The sequence below is a fragment of the Persicirhabdus sediminis genome, assembly GCF_016595495.1.
GTDB lineage: Bacteria > Verrucomicrobiota > Verrucomicrobiia > Verrucomicrobiales > Akkermansiaceae > Persicirhabdus > Persicirhabdus sediminis.
This window is the reverse complement of the sequence record NZ_JAENIM010000021.1, coordinates 133318-146889: the sequence shown is the minus strand read 5'-3', so window position 1 is coordinate 146889 and position 13572 is coordinate 133318. Positions and strand designations below refer to the sequence as shown.

Annotated in this window: 10 protein-coding genes and 2 tRNA genes; 11 read left to right on the top strand and 1 reads right to left on the bottom strand. The window is 49.6% G+C overall.

Annotated elements, in window-relative coordinates; genetic code table 11:
* Positions 1-352: 352 nt before the first annotated feature.
* Complete coding sequence (polA, locus tag JIN82_RS04190) at positions 353-3133, bottom strand: DNA polymerase I (RefSeq protein ID WP_200310387.1); 2781 nt, start codon at positions 3131-3133, stop codon at positions 353-355.
* Positions 3134-3308: 175 nt separating this feature from the next.
* Here polA and JIN82_RS04185 point away from each other — a divergent pair, with 175 nt between their 5' ends.
* The 11 genes from JIN82_RS04185 (at position 3309) to rpoB (ending at position 13546) form a co-directional block, all read left to right on the top strand.
* Positions 3309-4235: a hypothetical protein gene (locus JIN82_RS04185; RefSeq protein WP_200310386.1), complete on the top strand. Its 927-nt coding sequence runs from the start codon at positions 3309-3311 to the stop codon at positions 4233-4235.
* A 392-nt stretch (positions 4236-4627) separates the two neighbouring features.
* A tRNA-Thr gene (locus tag JIN82_RS04180) sits at positions 4628-4702 on the top strand.
* A 61-nt stretch (positions 4703-4763) separates the two neighbouring features.
* On the top strand, positions 4764-5948 hold the full coding sequence (gene tuf / locus JIN82_RS04175) for an elongation factor Tu (RefSeq protein WP_200310385.1): 1185 nt from the start codon (positions 4764-4766) through the stop codon (positions 5946-5948).
* A 126-nt stretch (positions 5949-6074) separates the two neighbouring features.
* Positions 6075-6150 (top strand) — tRNA-Trp (locus JIN82_RS04170).
* Positions 6151-6178: 28 nt separating this feature from the next.
* On the top strand, positions 6179-6409 hold the full coding sequence (locus JIN82_RS04165) for a preprotein translocase subunit SecE (RefSeq protein ID WP_200310384.1): 231 nt from the start codon (positions 6179-6181) through the stop codon (positions 6407-6409).
* A 57-nt stretch (positions 6410-6466) separates the two neighbouring features.
* A complete protein-coding gene (nusG, locus tag JIN82_RS04160) occupies positions 6467-7036 on the top strand; it encodes a transcription termination/antitermination protein NusG (RefSeq protein WP_200310383.1) in 570 nt (189 codons plus the stop codon).
* A 91-nt stretch (positions 7037-7127) separates the two neighbouring features.
* Positions 7128-7556, top strand: coding sequence for a 50S ribosomal protein L11 (gene rplK / locus JIN82_RS04155; RefSeq protein WP_200310382.1), 429 nt, complete (start codon positions 7128-7130; stop codon positions 7554-7556).
* 133 nt (positions 7557-7689) lie between these two features.
* A complete protein-coding gene (gene rplA / locus JIN82_RS04150) occupies positions 7690-8391 on the top strand; it encodes a 50S ribosomal protein L1 (protein WP_200310381.1) in 702 nt (233 codons plus the stop codon).
* A 19-nt stretch (positions 8392-8410) separates the two neighbouring features.
* The gene (gene rplJ / locus JIN82_RS04145) at positions 8411-8917 is read left to right on the top strand and encodes a 50S ribosomal protein L10 (protein WP_200310380.1); all 507 of its coding nucleotides are present in this window, start codon (positions 8411-8413) and stop codon (positions 8915-8917) included.
* A 150-nt stretch (positions 8918-9067) separates the two neighbouring features.
* Entirely contained in the window at positions 9068-9448 is a 381-nt protein-coding gene (gene rplL, locus JIN82_RS04140; RefSeq protein ID WP_200310487.1) for a 50S ribosomal protein L7/L12, read from the top strand.
* A gap of 210 nt (positions 9449-9658) precedes the next feature.
* Positions 9659-13546, top strand: coding sequence for a DNA-directed RNA polymerase subunit beta (gene rpoB / locus JIN82_RS04135; RefSeq protein WP_200310379.1), 3888 nt, complete (start codon positions 9659-9661; stop codon positions 13544-13546).
* Positions 13547-13572: the final 26 nt, after the last annotated feature.

Genomic DNA, 13572 nt, shown 5'->3' with positions numbered 1-13572 from the left:
GATTATTAGTAGCAGCGCGTCAGTTGGACGGTGTTAGGTTTGGCGTCCTAGTTAGCTGGTGTTGATTCGGGAAAGGAAGGGCTCTAGCTCTGACGTATTGTGTCAGGCATGATCAAGAAAAGTGTCAGGCATCATCAAGAAAAGTGTCAGGCATGATCAAGAAAAGTGTCAGGCATGATCAAGAAAAGTGTCAGGCATCATCAAGAAAAGGCCCGAAGGGCCGAGAGATTACAGCCCAGACCAAGGAAGCTCCGCAGGAGCAACGCAGGTCTGGGTAGGGGTCGCCCAGCCAGCAAAGGTCTGAAAGACCGAGACTGGGGAGGCGGTGAATGGTTAGCTGGGGGTGGTTTTGTTAGTGGGCGACGAGCCAGTTGTCACCTTGGCCGGTTTCTACTTTAGCTGGCACCTCGTGTGGTAGCAGCATGGCGGATTCCATGGCGGCGACGATTTTTGGTTTCAGTTCGGCGAGTTCGTCGACGTGCATGTCGATGATGAGTTCATCGTGAACTTGCAGAAGGAGTTTGCTGCGGTAGTTGCCGTCAGTTAGGATCTGTTGCACCTTGATCATGGCGGCTTTGATCATGTCTGCAGCGGCGCCTTGGATTGGGGTATTGATGGCGGCGCGCTCAGCGTTAGAGCGGATGTTGCCATTGCGTGAGTTGATGTCGCGCAGGTTGCGGCGGCGTCCAGCTAGAGTTTCTGCAAACCCTTGGTTGCGGGCGTCTTCAACGCTCTTCTCCATGAATGCAGCGATGGCTGGGTACTGGGCGAGGTAGGTATCGATGATCTCCTTGGCTTCGGCGCGCGGGATGCCGAGGCGTTGTGATAGACCGAATGCGGAGATGCCGTAGATGATGCCAAAGTTGACCATTTTGGCGGTGCTGCGCATGTCGCGGGTGACATCGTCGAGTTCAACGTGGAAGACTTTGGCGGCGGTGGCGGCGTGAATGTCGAGGCCGTTTTTGAATGCCTCAATCATGGATTCATCACCAGCGACGGCAGCCATGACGCGGAGTTCGATTTGCGAGTAATCGGCAGCAAACAGGGTGTGGTTTTCGTCGCGAGGAACAAAGGCGCGGCGGATCTCTTTGCCTGCTTCTGAGCGCACTGGGATGTTCTGTAAGTTAGGGTCGTTAGATGCCAGTCGGCCAGTGGCGGTCATCACCTGATGATAGTGGGTGTGGACGCGCTGGGTGGTTTCAGAGATATGGTTAGGCAGGGCGTCTACGTAGGTAGACTTCAGCTTGGCTGCTTCGCGGTAGTTGAGGATATCGGCGCAGATTGGGTGCTTGGGCGCTAGTGATGATAGGACCTGCTCGTTAGTGACAAATTGGCCAGTTTTGGTTTTCTTTGGTTTTTCTACCAGCTGCATTTCACCAAAAAGGATTTCGCCTAACTGCTTTGGTGAATTCAGATTGAATTCTTTGCCAGCTTGTTCGAAAATGTTAGCTGATAGCTGGTCGATTCGTTGTTGAAGTTTCACTCCGGTGACTTCGAGTGTCTCGGTGTCTACGCGGATGCCTTCATTCTCCATGGCAACTAACACTGGGAGGAGTGGCGCTTCAATTTTGTCGTAGAGTTCCTGCTGGCCGCTTTGCTGCAGCATTGGAGTAAGCAGAATAGCCAGCTGCATGGTGATGTCTGCATCTTCGCAGGCGTAGTCAGCCAGTTGGTCTAGCGGGATAGCTAACATGTCGATGGCTTTCTTGCCGCGCTTCTTTGCTGCAGTGGCAAATAAGTCGTCTTCGTCGCCAGCTGCATTTTGTGCTTCGAGGAATTTTTCCCAGACGTCTTGTAATTTGACTGTCTGGTAGCTGAGGAGGTTTTCAGCCAGCGCATCCATGCTGTGTTTTTGCTCAGCCATGACGAGACTGTGCACGATCATGGTATCAAAGAATGGGCCAGCTGCGGTGAAGCCATTCATGGCGAGCACGGAGAGGTCGAACTTGAGGTTGTGGCCAACTTTGGTGGCGGGTGACTCAGTGAGTAGCTGATAGATTGGCTGGGCGATGGAATGTTCTACAAATACCGCTTTGCCGTGGTTGATAGACAGGGCGATGCCGAGGATTTGGCAGCTGCGCGGGTCTAGCGAGCTGGTTTCTAAGTCAAAGCAGAAGCGGTCTGCTTTTTGTAAATCTTTGACGATGCTGGCGACGTGCTTTTCTTCGGTAATGAAGTGGTAGCTGTGGTCGCTGTTAGTGATGTTTTTCAGCTGAGCTGGCTGGCTAGCTGGCGCTTCCTCGATGTGGGCGCCTTCACGTGTACGGTTGAGTAGCCGCTGGCCGAGGGTTTTGAATTCTAACTCCTCAATGAGGGCTGGCAGGTCATCGCTGTGGTGTTCGTCTAACACCATGTCTTCCAGCTTAGCGTCAACTGGCGCGTCGACGATGATAGTGGCTAGTTTTTTTGATAGTCTAGCTTGGTCGGCAAAGTTGATGAGATTTTCTTTTTGTTTGCCTTTGAGCTGGTCGGTGGATTCTAGCAGCGTCTCAGTAGAGTCGAATCTAGCAATGAGTTTTTTGGCGGTTTTTTCGCCGATGCCGGGCACGCCAGGGATGTTATCTGACGCGTCTCCCCACAGGCCAAGGATGTCGATGACTTGCTCAGGTCGCTGGATTTCCCATTTGTCGAGGATGTCTTGGTAGCGGAGGATTTCGAACTCGGCGCCTTTGCGGCCAGGTTTCCACATGGCGGTTTTGTCGGACACTAACTGAGCGAAATCTTTATCTGGGGTGACCATGTAGGTTTCGTAGGATCCGTCTTCGTCAGCGCGGCGGGCGAGGGTGCCGATGGTATCGTCGGCCTCGTAGCCATCTAGCTCGATGACGGGGATACCCATAGCGCGGCAGAGTCTCTTGACGTAGGGGATAGCGGCGGCGAGCTCCTCGGGCATGGCATCGCGCTGGGCTTTGTATTCTGGGAATATCTTGTGTCGCTCGGTGGGCGCGGAGGTATCGAAGGCGACGGCTAGATGGGTGGCTTGGTGGTTTTCAATGATGTCTAGCAGAGTGTTGGCAAAACCAAAAATCGCTGAGGTATTGAGTCCTTTGCTAGTAATGATGGGATTGCGGAAAAAGGCGAAATGGGCACGGTAGACGAGCGCCATGCCGTCGAGGAGAAAAAGGCGATGCATGGCTTAGACATTGCTGCCAGCTGGAGACATTGCAAGCAATATGCGCCAGCAAGTTTGCGCTTGGTTTTAAGACGCTTTAATCATGCTGTTGGCGGTTGGTCTGTAGGTATAAAGATGTATAAACGTTAGATATGTGGCTTGCTAGTGTGGAATTTGGCTGCTAGTGCTTTAGGTCATGAACTTTGGGACAATAGGGATTATTTTAATATGCGTCGCAGTGGGATATGTGCTCTTTCCGTTAGTTGAAAAGTCCATTTTGCCGGATGATGAAGGAGCTGCGACTAGCGAGCTGGTAGATGATTCTGCCGCGCCAGCTAAACCGAGACAGACAATCACGCTGACAGGGGATGATGAAGTTGTGGTGACTCCAGCTAAGACCGTTGCGGTTGCTGGCAGTGATCTGGGTATTGATCTGAGCAAGTTTGCCAAAGAAGATTATCCTGATCGGGTGGCTTTAAGTGAGGAGATTTCTATTGTGGTGCGCGACAAACCATACCCGCTGACAGCTGGTTCTATGGTTGATGTCATCGGCCTGGAAGGTGAAGATGTGATTTTCAGCGTGATGGGTGTGGTTGAAGGGGCGATTGATATTCGCAAAACCAACTTTATTGAGCTGGCTATGCCAAAGATGCTTGAGCGGATGGCAAATCCAAATGCTCAGCCGCCAGCAGTTGCTCCGCCAGTGGTTCCTGATCCAGCTCCTGCGCCGGCAAGTGCGCCAGCGCAGCCAGCGGCAACACCCACTCCGGGTTTGTCTGAATCCCAGCCGGTGATTCCTGTGGAGCCAGCTCAGCCTGCTGTTAGCGATCAGCCAGCTGCTCCGGCTTCAGCTGGCAGTGGTGAACTGACGGATACTGAAATTTTAACTATCATGCGTGCGAGTATTGAAGCGAGTGAGGTTACCGAGTTTACTCTAGACCAAGTGCAAGATGCGCGTGCGGGGACTCCTGAAGTTTACGAAGGTGTGCAGCGTGATACTGGCATCATAGTATTCCGCACGGAGACAATTGTTGGTCCGCAGGATATTGAGGCGATGGCGATCATTGCGGACGGCAAGGTGCTGCAGTGGCTGTATGCAAAAAATAAACAGCAGATGAAGTGATTGTAGCTGGCTGATTGCTGCTAGAGAAATCGTGCGGCAGGACGTCAGCCGCGATGGATTTGCCGGTAGCTATAAATGCAGAACTGCATTTATAGCTGCATTGGTGGTTATAATTACTGGCTGGAATGCAAATAGAGAGATTTTTTTCTCTAGTGAGGTCGGTTTAGTAAGTGGCTGTTTTTGAAGCTATTGCTGGTTAACTAGCTGGGTGTTTTAATTCGAAACGAAAAAATATCACGGTTTGAGTGAAATTGTTTTTGACACAGCGCAAGTCTTTGCTAGTTTGCCGCCCGCTTTCCGCGACTTAAAGAATTCGCCCGCTTCGGGATTCATTCATGAATGATGAAGAGCGCGAATTTTAAAGAAGTACGGAGAAGTGGAGAAGTGCGAACGCTTATGTAGCTCAGGGGTAGAGCACATCCTTGGTAAGGATGAGGTCGCGGGTTCAATTCCCGCCATAAGCTCCACTGCTCTGTATGACTTATAAAGTAAACCAGCCGCCGTCAAAAGCGCAACCTACACAAAACCATGGCTAAAGAAGCATTCGAAAGGACAAAACCACACGTTAACGTCGGCACAATTGGCCACGTTGACCACGGCAAAACTACTCTTACCGCTGCAATCACCAACGTTCTGGCTGAGGCTTCAGGCGGTGAAGCAAAGGCATACGACGAAATCGACGCTGCTCCTGAGGAGCGTGAGCGTGGTATTACAATTTCTACAGCACACGTTGAGTACGAGACAGAGAACCGTCACTATGCTCACGTTGACTGCCCAGGTCACGCTGACTACGTTAAGAATATGATCACAGGTGCTGCCCAAATGGACGGTGGTATCCTCGTTTGCTCAGCAGCTGACGGCCCAATGCCTCAGACTCGTGAGCACATCCTTCTTGCACGTCAGGTTGGTGTTCCAGCTCTTGTTGTATTCATGAACAAGACTGACCAAGTTGATGACGAAGAGCTCCTCGAGCTCGTTGAAATGGAAATTCGTGAACTCCTCGACGAGTACGAATTCCCAGGTGATGAGATCCCAGTTGTTATGGGTTCTGCGCTTAAGGCACTTGAAGGTGACCAGAAGCACATCGATTCAATCAAGAAGCTCATGGAAGCTGTTGACTCATACATTCCTGAGCCAGAGCGTCCAGTTGATCTTGACTTCCTGATGCCAGTTGAAGACGTATTCTCAATTGAGGGTCGTGGTACTGTTCTTACAGGTCGTGTTGAGCGTGGTATCGTTCACAAGATGGAAGAAGTTGAAATCGTTGGTATCCGTGACACACAGAAAACAACTGTTACAGACATCGAGATGTTCCGTAAGCTTCTTGACGAAGGTCGCGCAGGTGACAACGTTGGTCTCCTCGTTCGTGGTCTTAAGAAAGACGACGTAGAGCGTGGTCAAGTTATCTGTAAGCCAGGTTCAGTTGCTCCTCACAAAGAGTTCTCAGCTGAGATCTACGTTCTTTCAAAGGACGAAGGTGGCCGTCACACTCCATTCTTCAGCAACTACCGTCCACAGTTCTACTTCCGTACAACAGACGTGACTGGTAGCATCGAGCTTCCAGAAGGAATCGAAATGGTTATGCCTGGTGATAACGTAACTCTCAAAGTTACTCTTATCGTACCAGTAGCCATGGAAGAGCGCATGCGCTTCGCTATCCGCGAAGGTGGTCGTACCGTAGGTGCAGGCCGCGTTGCAGCACTCCTTGACTAATTTAAGGTGAAATTAACTGCCAGATAATGCTTGCCATTAACTGCAGTTGATATTAGAGGGTGTCCCGCCGCTGAATCGGGGCGCCCTCCCAGCCTAAACATTCAGCATTTAAGTAAAGCAAATCAAAGGGCTATAGTTCAATTGGTAGAGCGTCGGTTTCCAAAACCGAAAGTTGTGGGTTCGAGTCCCTCTGGCCCTGCCAGCTTTATTTAATCTAAGAAGATAAGCGCATGTTAAGCAAAGCATTCAATTTCATCCATGAAGTAAAAGCAGAGCTTCGCAAGGCTTCTTGGCCGTGGGACAGTGATCCTAAGGCGAAGGGCTTTAAGAAGTATAAAGAGCTGGTTGATTCCACGCTTGTGGTATTGGTGGCAATGATCTTGCTAGCGGGCTTTGTAGCTTTCTTCGATATCTTAGCGGCCAAAGCGTTGAATTTGATTACTACAACACTTGGTCAATAGTACTGACGATAACCTCGTCAGACTTTTTTTCTAAAGACTTAATACCCTAGATAAGAGATGCCAGTCGTTCCAGAGCCAAAAAAACAATGGTATGTTGTACACGTACTTTCCGGACAGGAGAAGCGTGTTCACGATCGTATTCGTCGTGAAGCAGAAGCTCAGGAGATGGGTGACTACATCTTTGATGTCTTGGTGCCACAAGAGCGTGTTGAAGAGAACCGCCGTGGTAAAAAAATTGAAACCAAGCGTAAATTCTACCCTGGTTACATCATCGTCAATATGCACCTGTTTGAAGAAGACGGTGGACTGATGGACCAAACTTGGTATTTCATTAAAGAGATGGACGGTGTGATCGGTTTTGCCGGCACCAAAGATCGTCCTATCCCGATGCGTCAGCGCGAGGTTGACGCTATGCTATCGCAGATTAACGAGCGCGAAGAAAATATCCGCCCTGCGATTACTTTCGACACTGGCGACAGTGTGAAAGTTGGTGATGGCCCATTTGAAGGCCAGACCGGTGTGATCGAAGAAATCGATCACGAAACAGGTAAAATCCTGGTTTCCGTTAATATTTTCGGCCGCGCTACACCTGTTGAGCTGGAAGCTTGGCAGATTGAAAAAGAGTAGTCTGCGCGCCAATCGGTCTCAATAACTTTTCTATCAATTTCCGGCGACAATCAGGTTGTCGCTGAAAACCAACCCAAAACGACATAACATCATGGCCAAAGAAATTAAAAGCGTTATCAAGCTTCAAATTAAGGCCGGCCAAGCGAACCCTTCTCCTCCAGTAGGTCCAGCTCTCGGTCAGGCGGGTGTCAACATCATGCAGTTCTGTAAGGACTTCAATGCTGCGACACAAAAGCAAGCTGGCGACATCCTTCCGGTTGTCATTAGTGTCTACAAAGACGCTACATTCAGCTTCATCACTAAGCAGCCACCAGCAGCCGTTCTTCTTAAGAAGGCAGCAGGTCTTGCTTCAGGTTCAGGCACTCCAAACACAGTTAAGTGTGGTAAGCTCACTAAGGATCAACTCATGGAAGTAGTTGATGCAAAGATTGCTGACCTTAACACTAACGATAAGGAGCAAGCTGCTAAGATCCTTGCTGGTACAGCCAGACAAATGGGTCTCGAAATCGAAGGATATTAATCCTTTCATCGTCAACGGACGATTTATTAAAAAATATTAATCTCGCCAAATGCCTTAATTTAGGGCATGGCAAAACCAACCCGCAGGAGAGGTAGTTAAAATTGACTATCCCGCCCGCACTGCAAAAATCAAAATGGCTAAAAATAGAAGTAAGCGCTATGAAGCTGCAGCTGCTCTCGTTGAAGGAGAAAAGCAGTATGCACTCGGTGAAGCGGTTGAGACTATCAAAAAGTTTCCCGCACCAAAGTTTGACCCAACAGTGACTCTGTCATTCAAGCTGGGTGTTGATCCTCGTAAGAGCGATCAAATGGTTCGTGGTTCCGTTGCTCTCCCGCACGGTACTGGTAAATCTGTTCGCGTTGTCGTTTTCGCGACTGGTGACGCAGCTAAAGCAGCTGAAGCTGCAGGTGCTGACGAAGTCGGTCTTGAAGATCTTATTGCTAAGATCCAAGGCGGATTCACCGATTTTGACACAGCAATCGCTACTCCTGATGCCATGAAGGAAGTGCGTAAGATCGCTCGTGTTCTTGGACCTCGTGGCCTCATGCCAAACCCAAAAACTGGTACCGTAACTGACGATACAGCAGCTGCTGTAAACGCTTCTAAGGCCGGTAAAATCGATTACAAGCTTTGCAAAAACGGCAACATCTCTGCTGCTGTAGGTAAAGCATCATTTAGCCCTGAGCAACTTGCTGAAAACGCTGAAGCTCTCATCAATAGCATCGTAAAGGCTAAGCCAGCATCTGCTAAAGGTAACTACATCCAGAGCATCACTCTGGCTGCTAGCATGTGCCCAGGTGTAGCTCTTGACGCTGCTGCATTCACTACTAACTAAGCATTAAAGGAATAGAGAAATGAACGCAGATAAAAAATACATGATCGACGAGCTCTTTGAGCGCGTTAATGCTTCTCCATTTGTGCTTGTTGTGGACTACACTGGCATGAGTGTAACTCAGTTCAGTGAACTCCGTAACCGCCTCACTGAGGCTGGTTCAGAGTGCCACGTGGCTAAAAATACTTTCATGCGTAAGGCAATTGCCGACGCAGGTCTTCCTGACATCAGCGAGAAACTCACAGGACAAACAGCATTCATCACTGGTGAAGCTGACGTTTGCGCTGCTGCTAAGGTCGTTAAAGAATTCACTAAAGAATTCAAAATCATGGAAGTTAAAGCAGGAATTCTCGACGGAGACGTTCTTGAAGCATCTCAGGTTGCTGAGCTTGCTAACCTTCCATCACGCGAAGTACTCCTCGCCCAACTCCTCGGTGTGCTCAACGCACCTGCGAGCAAACTGGTACGCACACTCAACGAGCCTGGTTCATCTATCGCTCGTGTGCTTAAAGCTAAGTTTGGCGAATAGTAACTATAATAAACAATCTGAACGGATGGCAGCATCTCTCCAAGATGCTGCCTGAATAAATAAAAATTGGTTCCTCGTCGGGGTACAAGCATGCACCCTCAAATGTCTGGTAGCTCCAGGCGCGACGACACCGCAAAGGAGAATAAAAAAATGGCTGATATCGAAAAAATCGCTGAAGAATTGGGCAAGCTTACAATCATCGAAGCTGCTGAACTGATCAAGAACCTTGAAGAAGCATGGGGCGTAAGCGCTGCTGCTCCTACTGCTGTTGCTGTTGCAGGTGCTCCTGCTGACGGTGGTGGTGCTGCTGAAGAGCAGACAGAGTTCAACGTTATCCTTGCTGAAGCAGGTGGTAACAAGATTGCTGTAATTAAAGCAGTTCGTGGTGTAGTAAGTGGCCTCGGTCTTGCTGACGCTAAGAAGCTTGTTGAAGCTGCTCCATGCCCAGTACTCGAAGGTGCTGACAAGGATGCTGCTGAAGCAGCTAAGAAAGCGCTTGAAGAAGCTGGCGCTAAGATCGAACTCAAGTAGTCCGACTTTCCAATTTCCGGCACGTGGGGGAGAAATCTCCCGCGTGCCGTTTCGGCGTCTCTACGAAGTGGCTGATTTTAGCGCTTTTTTGTAGACGCCAATGAATTAAACGATACTTTTAATCGCCCTAACACGCTACTTTCGTCCTAATAGAGGAAAAATCCGATCTAATTCCCCCGCAATCCACCAAATCCACATCTAGAATACATCATGGCCGAGCGACGCTACTTTGGAACCATTGAGGAAGTCATTCAACCTCCAAACCTCATCGAGGTTCAGAGCAAATCATATGAAGACTTTTTACAGAAGGATATTCCACCTTCACAACGTGAAGACACTGGTCTACAGGCCGTATTTCAGGAAATATTTCCCATCAAGAGTTATGATGAAGCCATCACTCTTGAGTTTTTAGCCTACGACATCGAAGAGCCAAAAGCAACGGCTCTGGAGTCACTGCGCACAGGTGAGACCTTCAGCGCAGCACTTTACGTTACATTCAAACTTAAAGACGAGTCCGGCAACAAAAAGGAGCGTGTGTACATGGGCGAATTGCCGATGATGACCCGCCGCGGTACTTTCGTCATTAACGGTGCTGAGCGTGTTATCGTTTCTCAGCTTCACCGTTCACCTGGTATTTGTTTTGAGACCTCACTTCACCTCAATGGTAAAGTGCTTCATTCATTCCGTATCATTCCTGATCGCGGATCATGGCTTGAGACTCAGTTCGATACTAATGATCTTCTCTACGTTTACCTCGACCGTCGTCGTCGTCGTCGTAAGTTCCTTGCAACAACATTCCTTCGTGCACTTGGCTGGCCAACTGACCGTGAATTGGTGGAAGAATTCTTCACAGTTCAGAAGCTCACGCTTGCAGAAGATATGCCTGAAGAGGAGCTGGGTAACCTGCTTCCATACGAAGATGTTCTCGACGATGAAGTTTCTGTAACCAAAGCCTACGAGCCACTTACTATTGGTGTGGTTCGCCAGCTGCTGGCACTCGGCTACAAAACTCTCAACGTGATTGATTCTCGCGAAAACGAGGTTCTGCTTAAGTCGCTTAAGAAAGACCCAGCGTTTGACGAAGAGTCAGCACTCAAAGACATCTACCGCAAGCTGCGTCCTGGTGATCCACCAACTGCAGCTAACTCAAAAGCACTTCTCGAGCGTTTATTCTTCGACGAGAAGCGTTACGATCTCACTCGCGTTGGTCGCTACAAGATCAACCAGAAACTTGGCCTCGAAGTGGACAAGGGACTGCGCGTGATGGATCCATCTGATTTCCTCGGTGCTGTGAAGTACCTGCTCGGCCTGAAAAAAGGTGAGGGTGTACTTGACGATATTGACCACCTTGGTAGCCGCCGCGTGCGTGCAGTAGGTGAGCTTCTTGCTAACCAGTGTCGTGTAGGTCTTGCTCGTACTGAGCGTCTCGTCAAAGAGCGTATGACATTGTTTGATGTGAACCTTGAGGGCATGACTCCTCAGAAGCTCATCAACCCGAAAGCACTTTCAGCAGTGATCCGTGACTTCTTCGGTCGTTCACAGCTTTCTCAGTTCATGGACCAGACTAACCCTCTGGCTGAGCTGACTCACAAACGCCGTCTATCAGCGCTCGGACCTGGCGGTCTGAACCGTGATCGTGCTGGTTTCGAAGTTCGAGACGTTCACACATCTCACTACGGACGTATTTGCCCGATTGAAACACCAGAGGGACCAAACATTGGTCTGATTAACTCACTTTGTACCTATGCTCGCATTAACGAGTTTGGATTCATCGAGACTCCATACCGCCGCGTGCAAGAAGGTGTTGTTTCCAACCAGATCGAGTACCTTACCGCTGACCAAGAGGAAGGTAAGCTGATCGCTCAGGCAAACAACTTCATCAACGACAAGGGTGAATTCACCGTAAGCGCTGGCAGCACTGAGCTGGCTAAGCGTATCACTGCTCGTGAAAAAGGTGAGTTCATTGAGGTTGACCCAACAACGGTTGACTACATGGACGTTTCTCCAAAGCAGCTGGTTTCAGTTGCGGCGGGTATCATTCCATTCCTCGCACACGATGATGCGAACCGCGCATTGATGGGAGCAAACATGCAACGCCAAGGTGTTCCATTGCTCGTTTCTGAAGCACCATACGTTGGTACAGGTCTGGAAGCCAAAGCGGCTGCTGACTCACGTGCGGTTATCGTTTCTGAGTCCGACGGTATCATTGCAGCTGCTACAGCTGAGGTGATCGTGGTAACTAAAGACGGTGAGCTGCCAGTATCTGACGAAGTTCTGCTTTCTGATGTGAATGCAGTGCGTTCTGATATTTCTAAAGGTATCTACGTTTACCCGCTGCGTAAGTTCATGCGTTCAAACGCTGGTACTTGCTTAAACCAGAAGCCAATTCTGAAGCGTGGTACTAAGGTGAAGGTTGGCGACGTTCTCGCTGACGGACCAAACACAGACGGTGGTGAGCTTGCTCTTGGCCGTAACGTGATGGTTGCCTTCATGCCTTGGAACGGATTCAACTTCGAGGATGCTATTGTGATCTCTGAGCGTGTGGTTAAAGAGGATGTTTATACCTCAATCCACATTTCTGAGTACGAGTGTGCAGCTCGTGATACTAAGCTTGGACCTGAAGAAATCACACGTGATATTCCAAACGTAGGTGATGAAGCTCTGAAAAACCTCGACCATGACGGTATCATCCGCATCGGTGCTGAGGTGAAGCCAGGCGACATTCTCGTTGGTAAGATCACTCCTAAGTCTGAAACTGAGCTAGCTCCGGAAGAGCGCCTTCTGCGTGCTATCTTCGGTGAAAAAGCTGCTGACGTTAAAGATTCTTCACTCCGCGTACCTTCCGGTTGTATCGGTATCGTGCAGGACATCCGCATCACTACTCACGGCGTGGCACGTCGTAAAGAGAGCGAGCTGGATCCTACTAAGATGCGCAAGCAACTCAAGAAGATCAACGACGAGTACAAGAAGAAGAAAGACGTTCTCACTGAGCAACTCACTGAGAAGCTTTCTGACATCCTGCTCGGCGAAAAGATTCCTCTCGACGTGGTAAATGCTCAGACTGGTGAAATCATCATCCCGGCTAACCGTAAGATCACTAAGACGCTTCTCCGTAAGCTGGCTGCGATCTACGATCACATCGAGATTGATCCATCACCAATCCGCAACAAGATCCTTGAAATCATCTCAACATTCGAAGGGCGCTTTGCTGAGCTCGACGGAGACCGTGAGCGTCGTCTCGACACTCTCGAGAGTGGTGATGAAATCGATCCAGGTGCGATCAAGGAAGTCAAAGTCTACATCGCCGCTAAGCGTAAGCTTTCCGTTGGTGATAAGATGGCTGGACGTCACGGTAACAAAGGTGTGGTTGCAAACATCGTGCCTGAGGCCGATATGCCATTCCTCTCTGACGGTACTCCAGTTGACATCTGCTTGAACCCACTCGGCGTGCCATCACGTATGAACGTGGGGCAGTTGCTCGAAACTCACCTCGGTGTCGCAGCCAAAGCACTCGGCTTTACTGTTGCCACTCCAATTTTCGATGACATTCCAGAAGAACAAGTTTGGGACTTCATGGGACAAGCCAAGAAGATTGAAGGATACACATGGGTCGGTGACGGCAAAGATGGTTCAGTAGCAGGTAAGTCCACTCTCTATGATGGTCTTACAGGTGAGCCATTCCAGCAGCCAGTAGTGGTTGGCCAGATCTACATGCTCAAGCTCGGTCACTTGGTGGCTGATAAGATCCACGCTCGTGCCGTTGGTCCTTACTCACTAGTTACTCAGCAGCCACTTGGTGGTAAGGCTCAGTACGGTGGTCAGCGATTCGGTGAGATGGAGGTGTGGGCACTTGAAGCTTATGGTGCCGCATACATCTTGCAGGAAATTCTTACTGTGAAGTCAGATGACGTCCAAGGACGTACCCGTATTTACGAAGCTATTGTCAAGGGTGATAACAACCTCGAAGCTGGAACTCCTGAGTCCTTCAACGTTCTGATGAAGGAAATGCAGGCGCTCTGCTTGGACGTACGACCAGGAACTGGTGGTACCCCATCGGCTAATGAGGCTGAATTCTCACTTGATGACCTTACTCTCTAATCCGCTAAAGCCTGAACTTTTAACTA